Annotated in this window: 21 protein-coding genes and 2 pseudogenes; 10 read left to right on the forward strand and 13 right to left on the reverse strand. The window is 67.2% G+C overall.

Annotated elements, in window-relative coordinates; translation table 11 throughout:
* Positions 1-29: 29 nt before the first annotated feature.
* Together dapE and ACU616_RS13175 are read left to right on the forward strand one after the other, a co-directional pair.
* Positions 30-1,142: a succinyl-diaminopimelate desuccinylase gene (gene dapE / locus ACU616_RS13170; RefSeq protein ID WP_446758908.1), complete on the forward strand. Its 1,113-nt coding sequence runs from the start codon at positions 30-32 to the stop codon at positions 1,140-1,142.
* Positions 1,139-1,378: a hypothetical protein gene (locus tag ACU616_RS13175; protein WP_446758909.1), complete on the forward strand. Its 240-nt coding sequence runs from the start codon at positions 1,139-1,141 to the stop codon at positions 1,376-1,378. Before dapE ends, ACU616_RS13175 begins: the two co-directional genes overlap by 4 nt.
* 304 nt (positions 1,379-1,682) lie before the next feature.
* On the opposite strand, the gene ACU616_RS13180 is transcribed toward ACU616_RS13175, so the two are convergent.
* Positions 1,683-2,099, reverse strand: a complete 417-nt coding sequence (locus ACU616_RS13180; protein ID WP_446758910.1) for a hypothetical protein — start codon at positions 2,097-2,099, stop codon at positions 1,683-1,685.
* An 858-nt stretch (positions 2,100-2,957) separates the two neighbouring features.
* Here ACU616_RS13180 and ACU616_RS13185 point away from each other — a divergent pair.
* Positions 2,958-3,956 (forward strand): collagen-like protein, encoded by a 999-nt coding sequence (locus tag ACU616_RS13185; protein WP_446758911.1) that lies wholly within the window; start codon positions 2,958-2,960, stop codon positions 3,954-3,956.
* A gap of 814 nt (positions 3,957-4,770) precedes the next feature.
* Here the strand turns inward: ACU616_RS13185 and ACU616_RS13190 are convergent.
* Positions 4,771-5,295, reverse strand: a complete 525-nt coding sequence (locus ACU616_RS13190; RefSeq protein ID WP_446758912.1) for a DUF4352 domain-containing protein — start codon at positions 5,293-5,295, stop codon at positions 4,771-4,773.
* A gap of 522 nt (positions 5,296-5,817) precedes the next feature.
* Between ACU616_RS13190 and ACU616_RS13195 the strand changes: the two genes are divergently transcribed.
* Entirely contained in the window at positions 5,818-7,146 is a 1,329-nt protein-coding gene (locus ACU616_RS13195) for a pentapeptide repeat-containing protein (RefSeq protein WP_446758913.1), read from the forward strand.
* A gap of 28 nt (positions 7,147-7,174) precedes the next feature.
* Here ACU616_RS13195 and ACU616_RS13200 read toward each other — a convergent pair whose 3' ends face one another.
* The 4 genes from ACU616_RS13200 to ACU616_RS13215 form a co-directional block, all read right to left on the reverse strand.
* Positions 7,175-7,468, reverse strand: a complete 294-nt coding sequence (locus ACU616_RS13200) for a hypothetical protein (RefSeq protein ID WP_446758914.1) — start codon at positions 7,466-7,468, stop codon at positions 7,175-7,177.
* Positions 7,465-7,779: a hypothetical protein gene (locus tag ACU616_RS13205; protein WP_446758915.1), complete on the reverse strand. Its 315-nt coding sequence runs from the start codon at positions 7,777-7,779 to the stop codon at positions 7,465-7,467. Before ACU616_RS13205 ends, ACU616_RS13200 begins: the two co-directional genes overlap by 4 nt.
* Positions 7,780-7,996: 217 nt before the next feature.
* The gene (locus ACU616_RS13210) at positions 7,997-8,494 is read right to left on the reverse strand and encodes a hypothetical protein (RefSeq protein WP_446758916.1); all 498 of its coding nucleotides are present in this window, start codon (positions 8,492-8,494) and stop codon (positions 7,997-7,999) included.
* A 169-nt stretch (positions 8,495-8,663) separates the two neighbouring features.
* Complete coding sequence (locus ACU616_RS13215; RefSeq protein WP_446758917.1) at positions 8,664-9,578, reverse strand: hypothetical protein; 915 nt, start codon at positions 9,576-9,578, stop codon at positions 8,664-8,666.
* Positions 9,579-9,730: 152 nt separating this feature from the next.
* On the opposite strand from ACU616_RS13215, the gene ACU616_RS13220 reads away from it, so the two are divergent.
* The 5 genes and pseudogenes from ACU616_RS13220 to ACU616_RS13240 all read left to right on the forward strand — a co-directional run.
* A complete protein-coding gene (locus ACU616_RS13220; protein ID WP_446758918.1) occupies positions 9,731-9,940 on the forward strand; it encodes a hypothetical protein in 210 nt (69 codons plus the stop codon).
* A 615-nt stretch (positions 9,941-10,555) separates the two neighbouring features.
* Positions 10,556-11,173, forward strand: coding sequence for a hypothetical protein (locus tag ACU616_RS13225; protein ID WP_446758919.1), 618 nt, complete (start codon positions 10,556-10,558; stop codon positions 11,171-11,173).
* Positions 11,174-11,609: 436 nt separating this feature from the next.
* A complete protein-coding gene (locus tag ACU616_RS13230) occupies positions 11,610-12,047 on the forward strand; it encodes a transposase family protein (RefSeq protein ID WP_446758920.1) in 438 nt (145 codons plus the stop codon).
* On the forward strand, positions 11,974-12,231 hold the full coding sequence (locus ACU616_RS13235; protein WP_446758921.1) for a transposase family protein: 258 nt from the start codon (positions 11,974-11,976) through the stop codon (positions 12,229-12,231). The genes ACU616_RS13230 and ACU616_RS13235 overlap by 74 nt, the downstream gene beginning before the upstream one ends.
* Positions 12,198-12,542 (forward strand): annotated as a pseudogene (locus ACU616_RS13240) (transposase family protein); the annotation flags it as partial. The gene ACU616_RS13235 and the pseudogene ACU616_RS13240, both read left to right, overlap by 34 nt.
* A 206-nt stretch (positions 12,543-12,748) precedes the next feature.
* Here the strand turns inward: ACU616_RS13240 and ACU616_RS13245 are convergent.
* The 5 genes and pseudogenes from ACU616_RS13245 to ACU616_RS13265 form a co-directional block, all read right to left on the reverse strand.
* Complete coding sequence (locus ACU616_RS13245; RefSeq protein WP_446758922.1) at positions 12,749-12,919, reverse strand: hypothetical protein; 171 nt, start codon at positions 12,917-12,919, stop codon at positions 12,749-12,751.
* 18 nt (positions 12,920-12,937) lie between these two features.
* Positions 12,938-14,356 (reverse strand): hypothetical protein, encoded by a 1,419-nt coding sequence (locus tag ACU616_RS13250; protein ID WP_446758923.1) that lies wholly within the window; start codon positions 14,354-14,356, stop codon positions 12,938-12,940.
* Positions 14,357-14,366: 10 nt separating this feature from the next.
* Positions 14,367-15,980 carry a S8 family peptidase gene (locus ACU616_RS13255; RefSeq protein ID WP_446758924.1) on the reverse strand — a complete coding sequence of 538 codons (1,614 nt, stop codon included), beginning with the start codon at positions 15,978-15,980 and terminating at the stop codon, positions 14,367-14,369.
* Between the two features lie 81 nt (positions 15,981-16,061).
* On the reverse strand, positions 16,062-16,940 hold the full coding sequence (locus ACU616_RS13260) for a 4a-hydroxytetrahydrobiopterin dehydratase (protein ID WP_446758925.1): 879 nt from the start codon (positions 16,938-16,940) through the stop codon (positions 16,062-16,064).
* 1,166 nt (positions 16,941-18,106) lie between these two features.
* Positions 18,107-18,379 (reverse strand): annotated as a pseudogene (locus ACU616_RS13265) (IS5/IS1182 family transposase); the annotation flags it as partial.
* A gap of 299 nt (positions 18,380-18,678) precedes the next feature.
* Between ACU616_RS13265 and ACU616_RS13270 the strand changes: the two are divergent.
* Complete coding sequence (locus ACU616_RS13270; RefSeq protein ID WP_446758926.1) at positions 18,679-19,482, forward strand: transposase family protein; 804 nt, start codon at positions 18,679-18,681, stop codon at positions 19,480-19,482.
* 263 nt (positions 19,483-19,745) lie between these two features.
* Here ACU616_RS13270 and ACU616_RS13275 read toward each other — a convergent pair whose 3' ends face one another.
* The gene (locus ACU616_RS13275; protein ID WP_446758927.1) at positions 19,746-20,063 is read right to left on the reverse strand and encodes a hypothetical protein; all 318 of its coding nucleotides are present in this window, start codon (positions 20,061-20,063) and stop codon (positions 19,746-19,748) included.
* 67 nt (positions 20,064-20,130) lie between these two features.
* A complete protein-coding gene (locus ACU616_RS13280; protein ID WP_446761478.1) occupies positions 20,131-22,134 on the reverse strand; it encodes a TIR domain-containing protein in 2,004 nt (667 codons plus the stop codon).
* Positions 22,135-22,271 lie beyond the last annotated feature (137 nt).

Consider the following 22,271-nt stretch of genomic DNA (forward strand, 5'->3'; position numbering starts at 1 on the left):
TGGGGGAGCCCGCCGTAGGCTCGGTCACCGTGAGCGGCCCCCTCGAGCTGGACCTGTCCGCCGACGTCCTCACGCTCACCCGGGTGCTGGTGGACACGCCGTCGGTCTCCGGGGACGAGCGGGTGCTGGCCGACGCGGTCGAGGCGGCGCTGCGGGCCCTCGGCGGCCTGGAGGTCGAGCGGGTCGGCGACACGGTGCTCGCCCGCACGAACCTGGGCCGCGACACCCGCGTCGTCCTCGCCGGGCACCTGGACACCGTGCCGATCGCCGACAACGTGCCCGGCCGGCTCGAGGAGACCACCGGGCGGCTGTACGGCTGCGGCACCAGTGACATGAAGTCCGGCGACGCGGTCATGCTGCGGCTGGCCGGCCGCTTCGGCGTCCCGGGCGCCGGGCCCGCGCACGACCTGACCTTCGTGTTCTACGACAACGAGGAGGTCGAGGCGGTCAAGAGCGGCCTCGGGCGGGTGGTCCGTGAGCGGCGCGGCTGGCTCTACGGCGACCTGGCCGTCCTGCTCGAGCCCACCGACGGCGAGATCGAGGCCGGCTGCCAGGGCACGCTGCGCGCCCGGCTGGAGACGCGGGGCCGCCGGGCGCACAGCGCGCGCAGCTGGCTGGGCGTCAACGCCGTCCACGGGCTGGCCGGGGCGCTGGCCGCGCTGGCCGCCTACCGGCCGCGCGAGGTGGACATCGACGGCTGCCACTACCGCGAGGGCCTCAACGCCGTGGGCGTCTCCGGGGGCGTGGCCGGCAACGTCATCCCGGACGAGGCCGCGCTGACGGTCAACTTCCGCTACGCGCCCGACCGCGACGAGGACGCCGCCGAGGCGCACGTCCGCGAGGTGTTCGCCGAGGCGATCGCCGCCGGGGCCACCCTGACCGTCACCGACAACGCCGGCGGTGCGCTGCCCGGCCTCACCGAGCCGGCCGCCGCGGCGTTCGTCGCCGCCGTCGGCCGCCCGGCGCGGGCCAAGCTCGGCTGGACCGACGTCGCCCGCTTCGCCGCGCTGGGCATCCCGGCGGTCAACTACGGCCCGGGCGACCCTCAGCTCGCCCACACCCGCGAGGAGCACGTCCTGGTCGAGCGCCTGCAGCCGGCCGAGGACGCCCTGACCGCCTACCTGTCCGGAGGAAGCGCATGACGACCACCCCGCCGCCCGACGGCGCCCGCAAGCCGCGCCCGACCCGCCACCGCGGGCCGGTCGTGCTGCGCGGCGGCGAGCCGGACGCGCAGACGGTCGGGACGACGACCGACCAGCGGCTGCTCGACCGCCGCGGCCCCACCGACTGGGTGCACACCGACCCCTGGAGGTCGGTAACGGCCATACCAGTTATCCTCGCAGGTCAGCGGCGCGGGCTGCAAGCGGAAGCCTCCTGAACGTACGAAGGCCCCGCCTCCCTGGACGACAGGGGGACGGGGCCTTCGGTCATGCGGCCTTGCGGGAGGTGGACGACCGGGCGGCGACGTCGTACAGACGGCGTCGGGTAGCCGCGGACAGGGGCGGTAGATCACGGACAAGGGCGGCAGCAGCCTCGCGGTAGGCGTCGGCGGTGTGGTCGTTGTTCATCGCATGGGCACAGGTTGTCGAGCACCCCGGCGCGTGCTCGACCCCAGCGGTTCTTCTCTCGGAAACGACGAACGCCCCGCCTCCCCGTGATGGGGGAGACGGGGCCGTTGTGCGTCAGAGTCCGAAGATGGGCCCCTGTCCGCGTGAGATGACTTCGATGATCAACTCGATCAACAGCGCGTCCCCCGCGGCCTCCGCCCGCCTCCACAGGAACGCGAACACCTGCGGAGGCACCTTGCCCTTGATGGCCTCCAGCGCGTGCTGGGCGTCGTCCGTGGCGGGCAGGAGGTCGACCACCGAGACCTCGTATACGCGCTCGCCGCACGCACCCAGCCGTACTTGAGTCGTCGCGCCGGGAGAGCCGAGATCGGCCAGAACGGGCAACTCCCCGGTTTCCAAGCTCTCTCGCGCGATGCGGGCTTTGAGCCGGAGGTCGTCGGGGGCCCCCTTGCCCTCTACCTGGCGGAGGAAGTCGAGAAGCCACTCGGGAGGCTCCTGAGACGGGCCGTTGACGCTTTCGGAGTTGGTCACCCGCGCATCGTGACCAGGGGCACGGCCGACCGCGACGGCGGGGGCGCCATTAGGAGGCCCCTGCCGCCGCGATCGGCCCTACCTCGCTGGCCGGCCCACCGGCTGGTCAGGTCGTGTAGCTACTCCCACGCCCGTGTGCAGACGCGGGAGTGGCCGTCACGGCCGCGGGGTCAGCGGCGGCGACCACCCGCACCGCGGCGGATGCGACGGAGCTGACAGCTCAGCTCGCCGAGGGCGTCGTAGGTGGACTCCTCCGGCGCCGGGCGGATGATGATGTCGCCCTGCCCCAGCGGGACGGCGGCAGTGAGGAGGTCAGCCAATCGTCTTCGGGTTCCATCGCCGAGGGCTCGTCACCGAGGAGGACGGCGAGGGTGCGTTCCTCGCGGGCGGCCTGGGCGGCCAGTGGCACAACGATGTCCCGAACTCGCGGGTTCTGCATGAGCGTGACGATGAGTGCGGCGCAGCCCTCGGGGGAGGGGATCAAGGGAGGGTCAGACTCGGGTTCCAGCATTAGGCCGTCTCCCTGTGACAGGAGGCCCCTCACCCGGCCGAGTGAGGCATCTCATTTGTATCATGACGGCGCCGTCTCGAATCTTGGCGGGTGACCCTTACCACCTGCCCGAGGTGTTGGAACCAGAACGCCTCGTGACCTCGGCGATGGCGTCGGGGCGGCCGTGTTGTGTTCCTGTTCACCGCGGCCGGGCGCTTCATGTAACACACGAGGGGCATGGTGGAAGCGGGCCTTCGGGCCGGACCACAGCTAATGCCGGTGGCGCCGGTGTTGGCCGGGTCTCCCGCAACGACGCAGGCTGCCGGACTCCGACCGCGGGTGGCTGATCCAACGACGCCGCCTGCCGCATGACCACCGATCTGAGAGGCCAGTTCTCCATGGCGCAGTCCAAGAGCACGACACGCAGCGAGACCGTCGAGGTTCCCGTCGACGTCACCGTCGAGGAGGGCGACCGCGGTCCGAAGGGCCCGACCGGTCCGGTCGGTCCCGCGGGGGAGCCCGGCGACAAGGGGCCCAAGGGCCCGGTCGGCCCCGCCGGCGAGCGGGGAGACAAGGGCGACAAGGGCCCGGTCGGCCCGGTCGGCCCGGTCGGCGAGCGCGGTGACAAGGGTGAGAAGGGCCTGACCGGTCCGGTCGGCCCGGTCGGCGAGCGCGGTGAGAAGGGCCCGATCGGCCCGCAGGGCCTGCCCGGGCTGCTCGGCGAGGCCGGCCCGCGGGGCGAGCAGGGTCCGGAGGGGGAGACCGGCCCGCAGGGCGAGCAGGGTCTGCCCGGCTCCACCGGTCGCCCCGGCGAGCAGGGTCCGCAGGGCCCCGCGGGCTTCCCCGGGCCGCGCGGCGAGACCGGCCCGCGAGGTGCGGTCGGCGAGCAGGGGCTGCAGGGCGAGCAGGGCCTGCGCGGCGCCCAGGGCCCGCGCGGCGTGATCGGCGAGACCGGCGAGCAGGGCGAGCAGGGCCTGCCCGGTGTGCAGGGCCTGCCCGGTCTACGCGGCGAGCAGGGTGAGCGCGGTGTCCGCGGCCTGCAGGGCCCGCAGGGCGAGCAGGGCCCGGCCGGCCCGACCGGCCCGGTGGGCCTGCCCGGCGTGCAGGGTCCGCAGGGCCCGGCGGGTCCGGCCTGGCTTTACCAGCCCAGCCCCGCCGAGCTGGCGTCCAAGGTCAAGCAGGCGGCGCTGGACGTCACGCCGCGCACCGTGTTCGACCCGCGGGTGGGCGTGCGCTACCTGGCCACGCTGACCTCTCGGCTGATCAAGCTGCAGGGTGGGCTGGTCCTGCGCGCCATCGTCGACACCGACGGCGCGGCCAACGGCCGGACCGGTCCGGACCTGTCCAACGTGCGTTCCATCGCCTGACCAGCATCGCCTGACCGGCGCAGCACCCCTGGAGGGCGCCCCGGGCCGTTTCCACGGACCGGGGCGCCCTTCGCCGTCCTGAGACGTCACATCTCGGTAGCAGCGTCAACGCCGTGAGCGCCGGGTGGATGTGGAAGGACGAGCCGGCGGCCGTGGAGGTTGAGCGCGACGGCGAGTGGCTCCCCGGCCTGCTCTACGGCCGGCGGCAGGACGAGGACGGGGCTGGGTCGCGCACGTGCGGTACACGCGGCCGACGGAGTGGGGCCGGGGCAATCACGTGGACGTCGTCCCCGTCGCGCGAGTCCGCCAGCCCGTGTGAATGCAGGAAGCTACGTCTCCCGACGGGGCCAACGCGGTGGCGGTGGCCGGCCGGGAGGGGCCAGGGGCATCGCCCCGGTGTCTTCGGCTTCCATCGCCGAGGGCTCGTCACCGAGGAGGACGGCGAGGGTGCGTTCCTCGCGGGCGGCCTGGGCGGCCAGTGGCGCGACGACGTCCCGAACTCGCGGGTCCTGGATGAGCGCGACGATCAGCGCCGCACCCCTCGGGGGAAGGGATCAACGGAGGATCCGCGTCAGGCTCAGACATCGGGCCGTCTCCCAGGGACAGGAGGCGCCTCAGCCGGTCGAGTGAGGCGCCTCCTGTGTAGCACGACGACCGGGTCTCGGAACTTGGCGGATGAGCGGTCTCATTTCCGCCAGGCGTGTATACGCAGAGAGCCCCCTGACTTCCGCAGGGAAAGTCAGGGGGCTCCTGTGGGCTCAGGCAGCGGCGAGGTCGTCGTTCGGGACCGCTGCGGTGCCTGTGGGCAACGGGATTAGCGAGTTTGCACCCAGGCCGCCCGATCACCCCACAGGGCATCGTGCATGATCACATGCTGCCCCGGTGCTCCGGGATCCTCCCAGCACACATCACCGGCCACGGTGCCGCCGGGCGCCAGGTCGCCACTACCAAGCAGCGCATCCGACCCACCGACCGTCGTTGACCGCGAAGCGCCAGCAGGGTCCTGCAGCGCGAAGTAGAAGGGGTTAAAGCTGACCGACTCATCAGAGCCGTTGACGATGCTCACGGCGCTGCAGACGACCGGGGTGGTACCGAACGCCTCACCCTGAACCAGCGGGGCGGCCGTCATCTCAACGCCGTCGATGGTGATCGTCTGACCGACCTCGGCGACGGTGTCCCCGTCCTGCTGGCCGGGGAAGGTCGGCCCCGCCGGAGCTTCACCTTCACCCGTGCCGCCGGTGTCCCCAGAGACCGTCGACTCGGGGTCGCCACTGCCATCGGAGAAGGCGGCGGCGAGCGTGATGACGGCGACAAGGGCCACGACGCCGATCAACAACACTCGGAGCAGTCGGCGCTTCTTCTTCGGCGGCTGTCCACCGCCCTGTGGCGATGCTCCCGGCGGCGCCCAGCCCGGCGGAGGGCCGTACTGCTGTCCCTGCGGGCCTTGCGGTTGCCAGCCCTGCGGAGGCGGGCCCTGTTGCCAGCCCTGCGGAGGCGGGCCCTGTTGCCAGCCCTGCGGCGCTTGCTGCCAGTCGCCTGGCTGGTTCGGTGTACTCACTTCGACCCCCCGTTGGGTGTGCGTTGCCGACCGGGACGGTAACCCGGGGCTCTGGCGGCTGACCGGCGAACGAGACGGATCTGTAACGTTTCGTCCACGCCCGCAGCCTTCTTGACAGACCTTGGCCATCAGGTAGGAGGCGGCTGGCAGTTAGCTGGCGGATGGGTCCGCGTGCCACCCGTAGCTATCTGACGTCGTGAGCGCGTAAGCGCGTGAGCGCCGGGTGAACGTCCTCATCGCCGCGCGAGTCCGCCAGCCCATGTGAACGCAGAAGGCCACGCTGCCGCAGGCCATCTACGGCCGGTGCGCTACACAGTTGCCGTGGTGCGGACATGGGCGATCGTCATCGGCTCGGTCCTGGCTGTCGGCCTCCTCGCAGGGACGGCGCTGCCCCTGCCACCGAAGCCTTGGACCAAGGGGTCGGTCCGCAAGCGTCTGCAGCAGCGGCGCCCGCTACTCCTGACGTACACCGGTCTACTCGTCGTCGCCGCCCTCGTGCTCGTCGTCTGGGTGCTGCCACCGCTGCTGACCGAGCACCCCCACATCCCGAAGTCCGCAGACCGGCATCAGGCGATCACCAACACCCGCACCGGCTTGGCTCTCACCCTGACCGCCCTCGGTGCCGCCGGTGGTCTGGCCTTCACCGCCCGCACCTACCGGCTAGGCCAGGAGACGTATCGGCTCAACCGGGAAGGTCATATCACCGATCGCTACTCCAAGGCCGTTGAGCAACTCGGCGACGAGAAGATCGAGGTCCGCCTCGGTGGCATCTACGCCTTGGAACGACTGATGCACGACAGTCCGGCCGACCAGCCGACGATCATGGAGGCCCTTGCCGCCTTCGTCCGTCAGCATGCTCCACACAGCCCGCGGCCGGCCCTACCGGCGCGGGGTTCTCAGGCACCGGCTCCAGGTCATCCCGCCGAGGACGTGCAGGCTGTTCTTACCGTGCTCGGCCGCCGGGATCCCGTGGAAGATGAGCGCCCCATCGACCTGAGCGGCGCTAACCTGACCGGCGCCACCCTCAACAGGGCGGACCTGACCGACGCCACCCTCGACGAGGCGAAGCTGACCGACGCCGACCTCGACGGGGCGAACCTGACCGGCGCCACCCTCGCCGGGGCGGACCTGACCGACGCCGACCTCGACGAGGCGAAGCTGACCGACCCCCGGCTTGCCGGGGCGGACCTAACCGGCGCCCGACTCTTCGGGGCGGACCTGACCGGCGCCACCTTCGCCGGGGCGAACCTGACCGGCGCTCACCTGAACAGGGCGGACCTGACCGGCGCTCACCTCGACAGGGCGGACCTGACGGGCGCCTGGCTCGCCGGCGCGAACCTGACCGGCGCCACCCTCGCCGGGGCGAACGTGACCGACGCCAACCTCTTTGGGGCGAACCTGACCGACGCCAACCTCTTTGGGGCGAACTTGACCGGCGCCCGGCTCTTCGGGGCAAACTTGACCGGCGCCTGGCTCGCCGGCGCGAACCTGACCGGCGCCTGGCTCGCCGGCGCGAACCTGACCGGCGCCTGGCTCGACGAGGCGAACCTGACCGACGGGTCGCTCGACGAGGAGCAACTCGCGAGCGCTCAGGGCACGGATAAGATCACGTGGGCTCCGCCTTCGGCCTGAGCGGCCCGCTTAGGGTGAACGCGGACGGTCATCGCCGGCCCTTCCGGGCTGCGATCCGGGCGCGGGCAGCGGCGATCCCCGCGGCGGCGCCCGTCAGTGGAGCGGCACCGCCCTCGGCGCCGCCGTTGGCGCGGCCGGCGACCCGATTGCCGTACTTGGCACGGGCGGCAGCCACGCCGTCCTCCCAGGTCGCCAGGCGGGGTGCGGTCGGCTCGGGCGGCTCGCCAGTGGACTGGGCGGCAGCCTCAGCCTTGGCGCGCTCCAGAGTGGCCTGGGCGGCGGAAATCGCGGCCTCCAGGGCGGCGATCTTCTCGGCGGTCACGCGGCGCCGCCCTCGTGGCGCAGGAACGACGCGGCGGACGCGGCGATCTCGGCCTTGGTGCGACCGCGGATGAGCTCGACCGGCACGCGGTAGAACTCCGCGGCGTCGGCGCGCACGTCAGCGATGTTGTAGAGCCCGACATCGACGGTGGTGCCGGCATCGCTGGCCAGGCGCAGCACCGTCGAACGGCCGGCGTAGGTCAGCTCGACCGTCGCGCCGGGCGCGATGATGCGCCCGTGGTCGGGGTCGCCGGCCGTGGTGACGACCCGGGCGGGGTTGGCGCCGGTGTTGGTCACGATGACCAGCGCCATCGCAGAGCTGGCGACGAGCGTCGGCGTAGCAGTGAGCGTCAGGATCGGAATGGAATCTCAGGGAAGGTGGGGACGGACAGCGGAAGGTCGATCGGGAGAGCCCGCGGCAGGGTCACGGCCGGGGCTGGGTTGATGTCGAAGTTGGCGTCGGTGGTCTCGATGGCCCAGCGCCGACCACGGCCGGTGTTCCGGCGGCGGTAGGGGTCGCGCCGCGCCATCAGAACGGCGGCTTGTCGGGCTGGCTGGCGGGGATGACCTTGTCGGCCCATTTGGCGCGGGAGCCGGTGCGAGGCCGAACGGAGGGCAACGCGGTGACCGTGGCCGGCCGGTCCTTCGCCGGGTCCGGATACGTCCAGCGGTTCCGATGAGCCCCGGCGACGGTCAGGCCGAGCTGGTCGGCGAGGCGCTGGACCAGCGAGCCAAGCGCGGCGTTGGAGTGCCCACCGTGTTCGAAGGCCAGCAGGGTCCGCACGTAGACGGCCACATCTCGGGTGAGGTGGAAGCGACCCCAGGCCGAGGCCGGCGGGCGGGTCCAGAGATCGGCCCAGAGTGCGGCCTCCTCCTCGGTGGCCTCGCCCATCGGCCAGGCCGGCGCGGGATCGGTCGGGACGGACGACCGGATCCAGCCGCTGGAGCCGGTGGCCCCCTGGGCCGCGGAGCGGAAGGAGTTGGGGTCCGGCGGGGGGCCGGAGCGGGAATGGCCTCCACGGGGCATGGGCGAATCTCCTTTAGTCAATCCATTGAAGCTGTCCATCTTTCCAGCGATACTCAGTGATGACGACAACAATGCCCTCAGATGGGTTGCTGGCGGAACGTCCCGAATATATCGCAAGAGCGCCAAGCGGCGACGCGTATAATTTACGGATGGTTACCGCTCGGTCAAGTTAAACCTTACTCGGATCTAAGGGCAAGTCGGCGAGGGCTCGTGGCCGCCCGGTTGGTGACGCGCCGTCGAACAGCTGGACATACTCCGGATAACCTCCGGTGGAAGTCTCGCAGGAAAATGTCACAAGTGCGTCCTTAACGCCGTCATTAGTAAGATCCGCATAAACGGTTGGTCCGCTGCGAGGATCTAACCCAAGCTCAGAACAGTTTGGATCTGCCAGTGCTGGGGAGGTCCAGTCGAGATTGCCGAGCGGGCCTGTGTCCGAGTCCCGATCGGAGATGAAACTATTCAGGACTGTATATCTGTCATGGAGGCGCAACAATTCGGGTGAGCGTTTTTCGCTTGAGTCCAACGCCGTTTGTAAGCGCTCAAAGTTCTCCCTGACACAAAGAGGCCCTCCGTCCACGTCAGTGCGCTCGAGTCCTAGGGCGCGTTGACCGTTGATGATTGCCGAGTCAACGTGGCTTATGGGGGTAGCTATAGCGACTCTTCCTGCGTCGATAGGCTCATTGTTGCCAGACGTAATCAGCGCGACGTCAATCGAGTACAGATAGGGCAGTGCTGTTTCCGGTATGTTTTCTGGTCCGACAGTTATCGCCAGACGGTCATATTCGTTGGGGTTAACCGAAAACGTGATCTTTTCGCTCCGCGTGAATGGGGCGGCCGACACATCCGCAGGTACCTGAATGTCATAGAGAGCAGAAACTAACACCGGTCCGCCGAGTCCTACGCATTCCCTCATGGCCTCTGCGCGAACGAAAGTGAATGATACTTCAGTCACCAACGCTGGGGTCCCGCCAGAATTATGAAGTAGGATGTCCACGGTGGCAACATCTTCACGGACTGTATGGGAGGGCTCGTCCTCGCCCGGATCTACATTGACATCGACTTGCTCAAGCTTGTCGAGTGACACCTCAACGACCTGTAGGTCAGGCGCGGCGTTCGCGGGTGGTTGAGGGTTCAGCCACTGTAGCAGTGCTAATATACTCGCGATAATAAGTGCGAGGATTGCGACTACTAGTGACCACCTAGCTATTCCCCTGTCGCTCGCGGGTGGTGGCCCGGGTGGTGGCCCGGGTGGTGGCCCCGCGGGTGGTGGCCCGGGTGGTGGCCCGGGTGGTGGCCCGGGTGGTGGCCCCGCGGGTGGTGGCCCCGCGGGTGGTGGCCCCGCGGGTGGTGGCCCCGCGGGTGGTGGCCCGGGTGGTGGCCCCGCGGGTGGTGGCCCCGCGGGTGGTGGCCCGGGTGGTGGCCCGGGTGGTGGCCCCAGAAGGGTAGTTCCTTCTTCAGTGTCATCCCGAGTGGCACTGTTTGTACTGCCATTCATGACTGTAAGGCTCCTCAACTCCCATAAACTCATCTGGCGACCTCGTCTGAGAAGCGTTGTCGTGCCGTCGAGAGGCGTCCCACAGTCTCCGAGGTTGCGGGCAGGCTATCATCATATTGTTGAGTACGTATTCATTGCGACGAACGCGTTCACTCGCAATGAAGCACGCGCGCTACAGAGGCCTCACCGTGGAAGTTACGGACTCTGCGGGGAGCGGCCGAAGCATCCGGCCCTGCGCACGCTGCTGGCCAGGCTTGCTGACCACTACCCGGACTCGACTTTGGACCGCCCTGTAACCCCCGCACTTGGGTCTGTGGTGCTTCGTATCTGGCGTTGTCCGTGTCCTGCGGTTCCGCAGGTAGATGGCCTTAGCGGTGACGGTGTTGGGTTGGGATTCAGGTGTACGTGGTACAGCCAGCGCTCCGGGCGTCGATGCACCGTCCTATGACGGTGATGACGTCGGTGAGAGTGAAAAGTTGCCTCGGTGCTGCGCCTAGTGGACGAGGATCGGGACGAAGGCCTCGACTAGGCTGATCCAGCGGCCGAGGTCGGCGTGAGAGGGCGCGGTGGTCCGCGTAGAGGTGCCTCCCAAGCGCGCACCACTGGGTGTTTCTGAGTGGGTAGTAGTCGACCACTACGTGCAGTTGGCGACGGGTTTAAGGCGGGCGTGGGTTGCGTTGCCGATGAATTCAGATGAGGGGGAGTTTCGATGCTTTGAACCTGACAGACCCCGCGCTGCCCTTTCCACCGGTCGGGGCTCGACGGGGGCCTGGGGGGGCCTCCCCACCCAGGGGGAGGGGTCCGCAATCGCCGCGAGTCGTCCGCTAACGGACGAACAGCCAGCCGACGAGCGGGGAGAGAACCGGCGTGGGAATCCCGGACGGCACGGGGCAAATGGCGGCGATATCGGGACGGCCTCGGGGAGGCGACTCCGTCGCCCACAAAGAGCCGAGCACGAGCCGGCCGAGGACACCACGGCGAACGAGGACACCGACGACGACGAGGACACCGACGACGACAAGGACACCGACGACGACAAGGACACCGACGACGACAAGGACACCGACGACGACAAGGACGACGAGGACGAGGACGAGGACGACGAGGTCCTCGCGGACCTTGGTGCTTGGCCGTCGATGGTCTCCCTGCTCACACACAGCATCGCGACTTACGCATTGGTTTGACGTTGAACAATGCCGGTGCCAACGGCATCGCGAACACACGAGTCGCGAGGCCGACGGCTGCGGCCGTGTCCATCAATACGTAAATGCAGTACGCGAATGCAGTGAGGTTTTCTCACCAGGAATCTGCACCAGCTTGAAGGGTGCGGTCGGCGCCGCTGGTCAGGGCTGCGGCGAGTCGTTGGCGACGTCGATCACGGCTGCTCGGCGCGGGTCCCGCCACCTGGCACTTGGCACCTCCGCTGGTACATGCGCCTGACTTGCAGTGATGCCTTCCCTGGCGTCCGCGGACGGCTGATCGTGGTGAGAAAACCCCATTGGCGGAGTTCGACCTACAACCTCGTGCATGGTTGGCGGGGCGGCTGGCTCGTGAGGGACGGGGCAGGGTCGGAGTGTGTCGAGGACTCTGGCTCGAGCCGCCGTTGTCGCCGGTCGCCGGGTGACCGGGCTGTCTCGGGAAGTGCTCGCTGAGCTGGTCGTCGAGCTGGGACCACGCTGGCAAGCCCGCCAGGAGGCACGGGTGGCCGATCGACCGCGTCAACGAGCGGTCGGCGCCGGTGCCCGGCATCGGCTGGTGTTCATCGACCGATTGCTGCCACCCTGGTCCATCTGCGCCACGCGGTCACCCCATGACGTGCTGGCCTGCTGGTTCGGGGTCTCCCGCTCGACAATCACCCGGGCCGTCGGGGAGGTGCGCCCGCTGCTGGCCGAGCGCGGCTGCACCGTGGAAGACGGGGTTCGGCTGCGCACCCTGGCCGACGTGGTCGCCCATCTGGGCGCCAGCGGGCAGCTCGGCCTACTGGATGCCACCGAGGTGCGGGTGCGCCGCCCGGCCGCTGGCCGGTCGGGCCGGTCGCCAGCGGTTCGTCTCGGGTAAGGCGCGCGCGAACACCGTCAAGGCGTTGGTAATCACCGACCCCGACGGGCGGCTGCCGTTCTGCGGACAGACCCGACCGGGGTCGATCCATGACCTGACCCAGGTCCGCCAGGCCGGCCTGGTCGAGTTGCTGGTCCTCACCCGGGGGTCACCCTGCTGGCCGACGCCGGCTACCAGGGCCTGAGCACCCAGACCGCCGGCGCGGTCATCACTCCGCGGCCGGCCCGGCGGAAGAACCAGATCCCGATCTTCCCCGCCGTCGCCGCGGCACACGAGGCCGAACGCCGAGCTCACGCCTCAAAGCGGATCCGCGTCGAGCACGGCATCAGCCACCGGAAGAACTGGCGAGCTCTCTCGCGTCACCTCGGCCGACGCGAAGACCTTGACACCATTCTGCGTGCGGTCGCCGGACTGGTCTCCAGCCAGGAACGAGCCCCACGACCTGCCCCGCTTCACCGCCCGCCCAGAGCGCTCCCGGTCGGCACCGCCGCGTGATCGCCCTGGCCCTGGCCAGGTCGACAACCGCCCGCGGCTAACCATGCACGAGGTCGTAAGCGGCGGTCGTGCCTGCCGGTCGCTGCTGCCGGCAGCGGGCCTGGCGGCCGATCACCCACCTGGTCAGCGCGGCCTCCACCGCGGTGGTATCGACGGCGGCCAGCACCCGGCGAAACGTCGACGCCGAGGGCGTCCGGCAGGCCGAGCTATCGGAACTGATGCAGCCCGTTGTGGAGCATCCCCTCCCACGGCCCGATGTTGATGTCGCCGAGACGTCGGTCGCCCAACGTCTGGATCGACGCGTCGGCTCCGACAATTACAACCGCAGTGCGCATGTGATGCGCGGCTTGCAGGTCGTCTTTCAGCTTTTCGGTCATCCGCCGTCCTTCCGTCCGTCACCAGCGTGCGGACATCGCCGCCATGAGCGCGTGCCCGACCTCGGGGCCAGTGACCGCGCCGTGGTCGCTGATGAAGTCGTCACTCACCAGGTTGTGCACCGTCCCGGCGGAGAAAGAATAGGGCGCGGTAGCGCACAGGAGAAACTCGTCGACCGCCTCGGGCGTGAAGATAGCCCCGTTGCGGCCCAGTCCTCCGTAGGGGTCGCTGCGGTCGCCGATTCCGCTGTTGTTCTGCTGGGCAATGCGCGAGGCCAGCGGATAGGCCAGCCCCACCGCCTGGTCATTGCGGGTGTGGGTGATGACGATCGGCCCCGACACCTTGCGCTCGTTCAGCACGCGGCGGAACGCCCCCTCGGGTCGTTTGCCCTGCGGGACGGCGAAGCCGTTGTGGGAGAACGCTGCCTGCAGCAACGTGAGGCTGGCGACCGGTGGATCGAGCGTCGCGGCCGCCACCGCGGACGTCGCCACCCGGGCGCCGAAGCTGTGCCCGGCGAGGTGGAGCATTAAGTCGGGCCGCTCGCGGCGGATCCGCTGCAGTACGTCGGCGAGCCCGCGCCGGCCGACCCGGCCGGCGCGGGCTTTCATGACGTAGTAGGTGGCGTAGTTGAGCAGACGGCGGGCGGCGGCGCGGGCGCCGGTCAGAGTGTCTCCAATACCGACCGCTCCGCCGGTTGCCGCGGTGGGTGCTCCTCCCGATGTACCGAGCGAGGCGGTGCCACCCATCGCGCCACCGGTTCCCGCCGGTGCCTGGATCAGCGGCGTGAGCAGGGGGCCGCCGAGCCGGTCCATGAGGTCGCCGGGCTCGGTTGCGAAGAAGGCGTCGGAGGCGTCCTCCTCGTCCGCGGAGTCACGCGGCAGGACGGCGCGGACCCGGTCGGCGAACTCCCGGCGCGCTTTCGGGGAGTCCTCCAGGCGCGGTAGCAGGTCCTCCAGCCCTTGCAGCGGCAGGTCGTCTCCTGCCGGTCCGGAGCCGACCGATGCCGCCGCGGCAACCTCTGCCCCGGCCTCCGAGTCCTCCTCGAGGTCGGTGTTCAGGACCCCTCGGAGGAGCGCGAGCTGCTCGCGCAAGGCGGTGGTGTCCAGGGTGGACCCGACCGCGCTGGCCGCGCCGCCGGGGATGAGGTCCCGGTCGGCGAACCGTTTAGAGGGCCACAGCACGCCGAGGATCGCGATCCGCCGGTCGGCCCAGCCGCCCTGCCCGGCGAACTCGGTCGCCAGCCGGGCGGCGAGCTTCGCGTACAGGACCCGCGCCTCCTTCATGTCGTTGTTCCACCCGTGCGAGAGGACCAGCAGGTCGGTCAGGCCCGGCGCCTCCCGCACGGTGCGCAGGACCGTGTCCCGATCCGCGGCCTCGAGGACCTCACCCTCGCGGGTGAAACGCAGCTCGACGTAGGAAAACCCGCTCAGCACGGCCATTCCGCACTCCTCACACCGACTGGATCGCGCGCATGAGATCGACTAGGCCCGCGCCCTGAAAGTTGCGGTCGCGCCGCAGGTCGGTCGCCGACGACAAAAAAATCTCCTTGACCGCCTCCGGCCGCCCAATGAACTCGCGCCGCACCGACAAAAATGCCGCGATCGCTCCGGACACGTGCGGCGCGGCCATGCTGGTGCCACTGTCCTCGAGGTAGTTGCAGTCGGAGCCGCGCTCCTTGGCTTCCTCGTACTTGCGGCCGGCGGCGCAGGACAGGATTTTCTCACCAGGCGCCACGAGGTCGGGCTTGAGCCGCCCGTCGCCGGTCGGGCCCTTTGAGGAGAAGTACGACACGCCGTAGACATGCGGCATGTCCCGGTGGGTGGCGCCCACGGTGATGGCCAGCTCAGCGTTGCCGGGATCGTTAATGGTCAGGTCCAAACCTGCGGGGGCAGCCGTCGCTCTGCCCTCGACCTGGTGGTAGCCGTATCCGGTGTTGCCGGCGGCGACGACCACCACGACGCCCGAGCGCACGAGGCGATCGACCTCAACGCACAGCGGACTTTGACCGCAGGCGAACCACTCGGGCTCGAAGTCGTAGCCGACGCTCATGTTCACGCCGTGCACGAGCAGCCGGCGCCCGTTGCCGTTGATCCGCTGGATGTGCTCCAAAGCTGCGATCAGGTCGCTTGCGTTGCCCCGGCCGTCCTTGTCCAGGACCTTGAGACTGAGCAGCTTGCACTTTGGAGCGATGCCGGTCATCGAGTCGAGGTCGAGCACCTCGTAGTCAATCTCGCCCTCCTGGTCTCGGTGCCGGGTGAAGGCGCGCACCCCTGGCGCTTTCTCCACATCGGTGCCCTCGGTACCAGCTGCGCCGTCGCCGCCTGCCTGGCGATCCGGCGCGGTGACCGGTGGCCGGAGCTCGGCGCCCGGTCGCAGCTCTCCGGCGAGGATCCCGGCGACATGGGTGCCGTGGCCGAGCTCGTCTTCGAGGGGGTGCCCCGTACCGGTGAAGTCGACCGGCTCGATCGCCGGCGGCAGCTCTAGCGTGCCGCAGGTGCGGAAGTGAGGGTGCGTCGCATCGATGCCGGAATCGACCACCGCCCACACGATCTCCTCACCCGCAGCAGCGAACGCGGCGTGCGCGGCGTCGGCCTTCACCGTGCTGATCGAGGTCACGCCCAGCTGCTTGACCGGAAAATCTGGCCAGATCCGGTAGATCGCTCGCTGCTGACTGCGGGATGCCGCCTGGTGATCGGCCGCCGGCTCGTCATCGAGGACCACCAGCCGACGGAGGACGTCGCCTTCCAGCCGGGCGAACAGGTACTGCTCGCTGTAGTTGCTTTTCACCTCGTTGATGCCCTGGTTGGGCTGCTTGCCGACCTGGTGGATAGCGTGCCGGATGAGCTCTTTGGCGCGCTCGCGCGCGGGGTCACGTCCGTCGGCGTACATCAGGTTGACGTCGATCACGACCGCGTGCACGTCCCGGCGTCCTTCGTCCCTCTCTTCCTGAAGCTTCTTCAGCAGCGGGATGGAGAGAACGGTTCGGTCCAGAACCTCTGGAGTAAACCCGACCGGCTGGTCAGGATCGCTAGCTGGTAACTCCGTCACGGTTTCCTCTCTCACGGCGTAGAGCTTATTTGATTGCGGGCATCAGGCGAGATGAGCCAGCCACTGTCGTAATCGACTACGAGATGACAGTTCGACTCACCGCTCCACGACGTCTTGGCGGGATACAAAGTCCCTATACGCGCGATCGAAGTACTTTGCCAACTGAACGTCTCTATCGGACACCTTGTGCTTGATGTCCCAAGTAGAGAGATAGACGAAGACTGTTCTGAAGACGTTCTCCCAGCGTGGGTGATGGATCGCCATATCGCATCCCGGCGCAACTTCTGACATGAAGCTGATTGCGTCACGAAACGACTTGAATTGGTAGGCCCTGTACAACTCCTCGCGGGGTATGCCGGACAGTTCTTGAGGCTTACTTGCCACCCAAACCCATTGGCGGAGGCTTCCATTCAGAGCCGTCTCGATTCTGTCTTGACTCAACGGATCGGGAACCTCGGGGGGCGGTTTGGGGTAGATATTGATAGCTGCACTGGGCGAGGAAGAGGCGCCGGATCCCTGAAGCGACTTCAGTAAGCTGAGCAAGAGCTTGATGTCGTGATCCCAGTAGTCTCGACGCAATTCAAGCCCTTGTATGCTTGCAAACCCGGTGATCGTATCGGGCACCTTGTCTGCCGGAAAGGGTTTTGAGCCTCTGACGTAAACTGGGACGATCTTTTTCTTGGCTTGCAGGAACTCCTCCACTTCCCGACGTACCCAGTCGTTGGGCTCATCGATTCGCCGGGTACCGTATTCGTCCCCTAGTCGCAGCCAGTCCGGACCGATCACCGTGATGAGCACGTTGGCATCGCGCAACGCCTTCTGCAACTCGTCTGGCCACCGTTCACCGGCCTCGATCCCGCTCGTGTCTAGGAAGACTTGGTTTCGCCCAAAGCTTTCTCTGACAGCTTGCGCAATCCGTCCCGCTTCGGCGGAGGCGTCGTCACGTCGATAACTCACGAAGAAGGTCGGCGGCATGGCTTTCCTTTAGAAACTCGTAGACCCTGACAGACCGCAACTCCATGCCTGCACCTTCTAGTTGAAGGCAGAGTTGCGGGATAGCTAGCCTCTGCTTGGCGGAGGTCTCGCCCTTTTGCGCCCCGCGCCCGACTTTGTCTGTGGCGTTACTGGCGCTTAGGTCACGTCTGCGAGACTTACCACGTCAACTGTTGTCCCAAGACCCGTCGATATCCCCACTATTGATCCCTGATCAACAACCTGTGATCCCTGATCAACAATCTGGCTATGGCGGTAACCCTTTGGTTATTATTGTCGCTGATACTGTTGGATGTCAACGATCTAAGGCAGAGTGGGATGCTCGCAATTTGTGTACCGAATATCAGAGCCGTCGATCGCCGCAGTAGCACGGTTTATGTGTTGTGCCCACCGAACCCAACTGTTCGGCTCCCGGCCTGAACCTGGCCAGCGGTCGGGTCGATGACAATTCCAATACCCCTGAAGTAAATGCCATGCTTTCATCCTCCCTTTCTCATTGCCGCGGCTCCGGAGAAGCGATACTCACGCTCATGGCCACCATAGTGAGAAGCCGACATCGCAGAGGAGTCGGGCGTCCTCCGTCGATGGCGCTGTGGCCGAGCCGATCTTGCGCTCTCGGCGTCACGGCAGCGTCACCAGAGCGTCAACGAGCTATTCTTGCCCACCGCTGGAACGTGGCAACATGGAAGCGATCCGCAGGGCTGGTCATCCGCATAGTGAGGTTTTCTCACCAGGATTGGCCGTCCACGCACGGCGAGGAGAAGCATCCCTGCAGGTCAGGCCCATGTGTCAGCAGAGAGTCGACTGCCACGTGGCGGGAGCCTGCCCCGCGGCGCCGCGCTCGAAGTTCCTGACGACCCGCTGCAGTGCTGACCAGCGACGCCGACCGCACCCTTCAACCGAGTGCGGATTCCTGGTGAGAAAACCTCAGTGAGCCAGGCTCAGTAGCGGCTCGTCCCGGTCGATGATCTTAGGTCCGGTCGTACTTACGATGGAGGACGGGGGCGGCCACGATGATCGCGTCGATGCGCCAGGGACAGAGGCTGACCCGGCGCAGGGCCTTGAACGTCGTCTTGAGCAGCGCGTTGCCGCATTCGGCCAGTCCGCGGACGGCCGCGGGTAACAGGTTGACGGTGCGCTGATCGGCGGCCAGCGGCGCGCCGCGCGAGGCCCCAGCGCGGCGCGGCGAGGACGTCGATGCCCTTGTGCAGACCGATAGGCCGTGGAGCGGCCGATGCGTTGTCGGTGGCCAGCTGGGCCAGCTGGGCCAGCCGGCTGCCGTTGAGAAACCAGCGCAGTACGAGCACCGCCTGCCGGTAGCAGCCCAGCGCCCGGCGCCGGCCACGGGTGCCGCGCCGTCGGCGTTCGGCCGCCAGCAGGCGCGACACGAAGTGCACGGTTGGTTCGGCGACCGGAAGCACGGCGGTGTAGGTGACAGGATCGGACACAGCAGGACCTCGGGTGGGGAAGACGATCTGTGAGAAGACGTCCCTCCTACCGAGGTCCTGCGCTTCCTACAGTCACCTCGCGCTCGTCGGCGTGTCCGCTCCGACCCACCAGCCGCCCGCTACTGGGAAAGGCTCACTGAGGTTTTCTCACCTCAATTGACGGCTGGATGAACGTCCCTGCTGGTCAGCAGCGGAGTAGGTGAAGAGGGCGCGGGCTCTCGGGGCGAAGATCGTCTCGCCAAGTCCGATCTTCTCTTCCCCGGGAGCCCGCTGTGTCCGATCGTGCCAGGCTGGATGTGTCCGCACCGGTGTTAAGGGCCGTGACCGGCTGGATCGCCCGCCGTCGCCGCCGCCGAGGTGCCCGGCCGGCGCAGCGGGCCGGGACGGTGCACACCCAGGTCGTCCTGGTGCTGCGGTGGCTGCGGCATCGACTGGATCTGCGCACGCTGGCCGGCGAGGGCGCGCTGAGCATCGCCACTGCCTACCGCTATCTGCACGAAGCGCTCGACGTCATCGCCGCGCACGCCCCGGACCTTCCGGACGTGCTGGCCGGGGCCCGCGCCACCGGGCTGCCGTTCGTCTGCCTGGACGGCACGCTGCTGCGCACCGACCGGGTCGCCGCCCGCGCCGAGCGGGGGCATCACCTGTGGTACTCCGGCAAACACCAGGCCTTCGGCGGCACCGTGCAGGTCCTGGCAGACCCGACGGGCTTTCCGCTGTGGGTCTCCGCCGTCCGTCCGGGATCCACGCACGACCTGACCGCCGCCCGCGAACTGGTGCTGCCCGGGCTGTATCCGCACGCCGCCCGGGGTCTGCCGGTACTGGCTGACAAGGGCTACACCGGCGCCGGCGTCGGTATTCACGTCCCGATCAAGCACCAGTCCGACGGACGCCTGCACAGCGACAACCGCTGCTACAACTCCCTGATCACCGCGCTGCGCGCGCCTACCGAGCGAGCCAACGCGCTGCTGGGCCGCTGGCGTGCGCTCGACCGCGTCACCGTCTGCCCTCAGCGCATCGGCGCAATCGCCGCCGCCGCGCTTGTCCTGACCTCACTCGACCGCGGAACCAGGTGAGAACCTCACTGTGCTGCTTGTGTCGAGGCTGGTGGTCGCAGAGAAGGCTGATCACGTGCTCGAGCTCGCCCACGTGGGCTAGGTAGGAGCCTGCCGAACAAGGCTGCTGGACCGGGCCTGAAACGGCGGGACAATCGGTGTCGTGCAGGGACTTCCCACCCTGAGCATGTGGTCATGGATGCCGAGTCGGTGTCGGGTCACCTATTGCCGCCGAGCACCGCCAGGAGTTGTTCCCGGATGCGATGTTCGCCCATCTGTTTCCCTCAGCCCTGGGCCGGCCTGGTGCTCCGCATCTGACGTCTGCTGTATCTTGCGGTTGCGGGGATGGGTGGCCTTGCGATGACGGTGTCGGACTCCTTGGTCCAGGAGAACGGCGCGCAGCGGTCGTTCCTAGCGTCGATGAAGCGCTCGAAGGCGGCGATGAGGTCGGCGACGGTGGGGAAGCTGCCGCGGCGCAGCGCCTGGCGGGTGAGGATTGAGAAGAAGCCCTCGACCAGGTCCAGCCACGAGCCCAAGGTTGGGGTGAAGTGCAAGGTGATCCGCGGATAGCGGGCCAGGCAGGCGCGGACTTCGCGAGACACATATGAAGTTAAGGACCTTGAGCGCCATAAATGCAGCTTCCGCTGCCACCGTGGATCCTTGCGGCTCCTACCAACGAGGCGCATTTTCGGCCGCATGGATTGCCTCCGGCGTCCCGATACGGCGGAGCGCCTCCGTCGCATAGTCTGACACTACATCGTATCGGGCGTCTCCCCAATGGTCTTTCAAGGCCAAAGTCAGTTCGGGCACGGCGATGGGATCGGGAAAGTTCCTAAGCGTTCTAGCGGCAACAAAGCGCATCCACCCATCCTTGTCCCGCAAATCCCGCAGAAGGCTCTCAATGAAGTCTATCCGCACGTCCGACCCGAGGTCCGGGCTACCCAGAAGGCATATGGCTGCTAATTCCCGATCTACCTCACTGATCTTCTCGATCAGAGCAGCAGCCTCCTCGTGGAGACCACACAGTGCCACGAATACCTGATCCCATCGCGAGGCTACTCTCTCCCTGAACACCCCAGAGTATTCTGGCCTCTCCACTCTGGAAGCTATCTTGCTCGGACTGTCGCCCGTCAGAGCGGTCGCCGCAAAGTACTCCTGCATCAGTTGGTGATAAAAGTAAACATTATCATCCGAGATTGTTACATAGTTGGCACTTACGCCACTGCGCAGCATCTGCTCTGATCCAACATGACTGACTGCATAGGACAGAGGAACACTAATTGGAAGCTGTTCCTCGATCTCCTCCAAGGCTAGCTGCGCGAAAGCTCGCTCGGCCTCTTGGACGGTGACCCGGCCAACGGTTCCCCGAATGGTCTCACGCTTCCACAAGGCTCGGATCAGCCTGCGGAAAAGGATGCCCATATTAGAGGGAAGCCGTCTTCCAGGAGAATAATCGTACATGTATATCAGTGCTGTCAGCATGTAAGGGTTCGTCGCCAAGTGAAAGAGATCGCGTGAGCTGTCGGTCCGATACGGGCCACGTTGTTCGATTCCTTGCATGAAGCTGGTCGCCCTGTCGCCGAGATAATGCGATGCAAATTGACCCACTTGCTCACGGGTGAGTTCCCGAGCCCTCACACAAGGCAGCGACCCTAACTGAAGACTCTCCGAGTAGTCGCCGGTGCGACAGGTGACAATGAGCCGCGCGGGCCCCTGAGGAGACGTCAGCCACTGCGTCAACAACTGAGCTTTGGCGGGCCCAGTCGTCCCCATCTCATTCAAACCGTCAAGGTAGAGGGTAATTTCTCCATGGGCCAGCATCTTCTGACAGTCGCCGGGCAGCACCCAAGACGCTCGCAGAAAGTCGAGCGGCGTCCATCCGTCAGACCATTGCGACAACTGAAGCAGTACAGGTAATGCTGCCCCGAGGTGCCCCTTAGCCCGGCGTCGTGCATCTTCCAAAGCCAGTCGCCGGATCGTTGTAGTCTTGCCAGCGCCAGGGTCGCCCAGAAGGATAAAGCGCGGGTGCCGTTCGACCGCATCGGTTATGCCCTCTAATGAAACCTCCTGATGCGTCTCCCCTAAAAGCTCGGCGTAACCCCACTCATCGTCGATCGGGGGCTCCGGACGGACGTCAGTCTCTAGGGTTAGAGTCACATATTGAAGCACGCCTCGTTTCGACTCAAGATCAGCTATAAGGCTTACGAGATAGCGCTGCTCGGCATCCGGGCGCTGGTCATGCGCGAGATCATGTTCCATTGCTAGATAGCGAACAAGATCCTCCCGGGCCTCGACGTAAGCGTGATTGTCCCGCCAATTGGAGAAGTCCGCGTACTGTACGCCCTCTATGGCAAGCGGCCATTCCTGAGGGTCCAGGGGACTCAGGAGGAGTGGTAATACTGGACGCCCAAGGGCGTCGGCGCGAGCCAGTTCTCTAGTACAGTATGTGGATCTAACGTAGCTAGGAGATAGAAGCGCCAACATCGAGGAGCACGTGGTTATCGCTTGTTCAATAGCCTGCCGCCATACTGTCCCCGCGGATAACCCGTCTAGTCGATCCATCCACAGGGGGATTCCTGCATTCTTGAGGTCTGCGGCCAATCTTAAGGCAATCTCGGCGTCAAGGTGCGAGTAGCTAAGGAATAGGTGTCCCGTCGCTGCGCCTTTCCCCATGTCCACCTCCCATCAGTGTGACAGCCGGAGCGTCGTGGAAGCGATAGTTTGAGCATCGTATTGCGCGCCAACGATCAGTGGGCCTTTCTCAGTAGCGGCGGCTGACGCTGGCCGCCGCATCGGCGGCCAGAGTGGGT

This window comes from Geodermatophilus sp. URMC 62, from assembly GCF_052931475.1.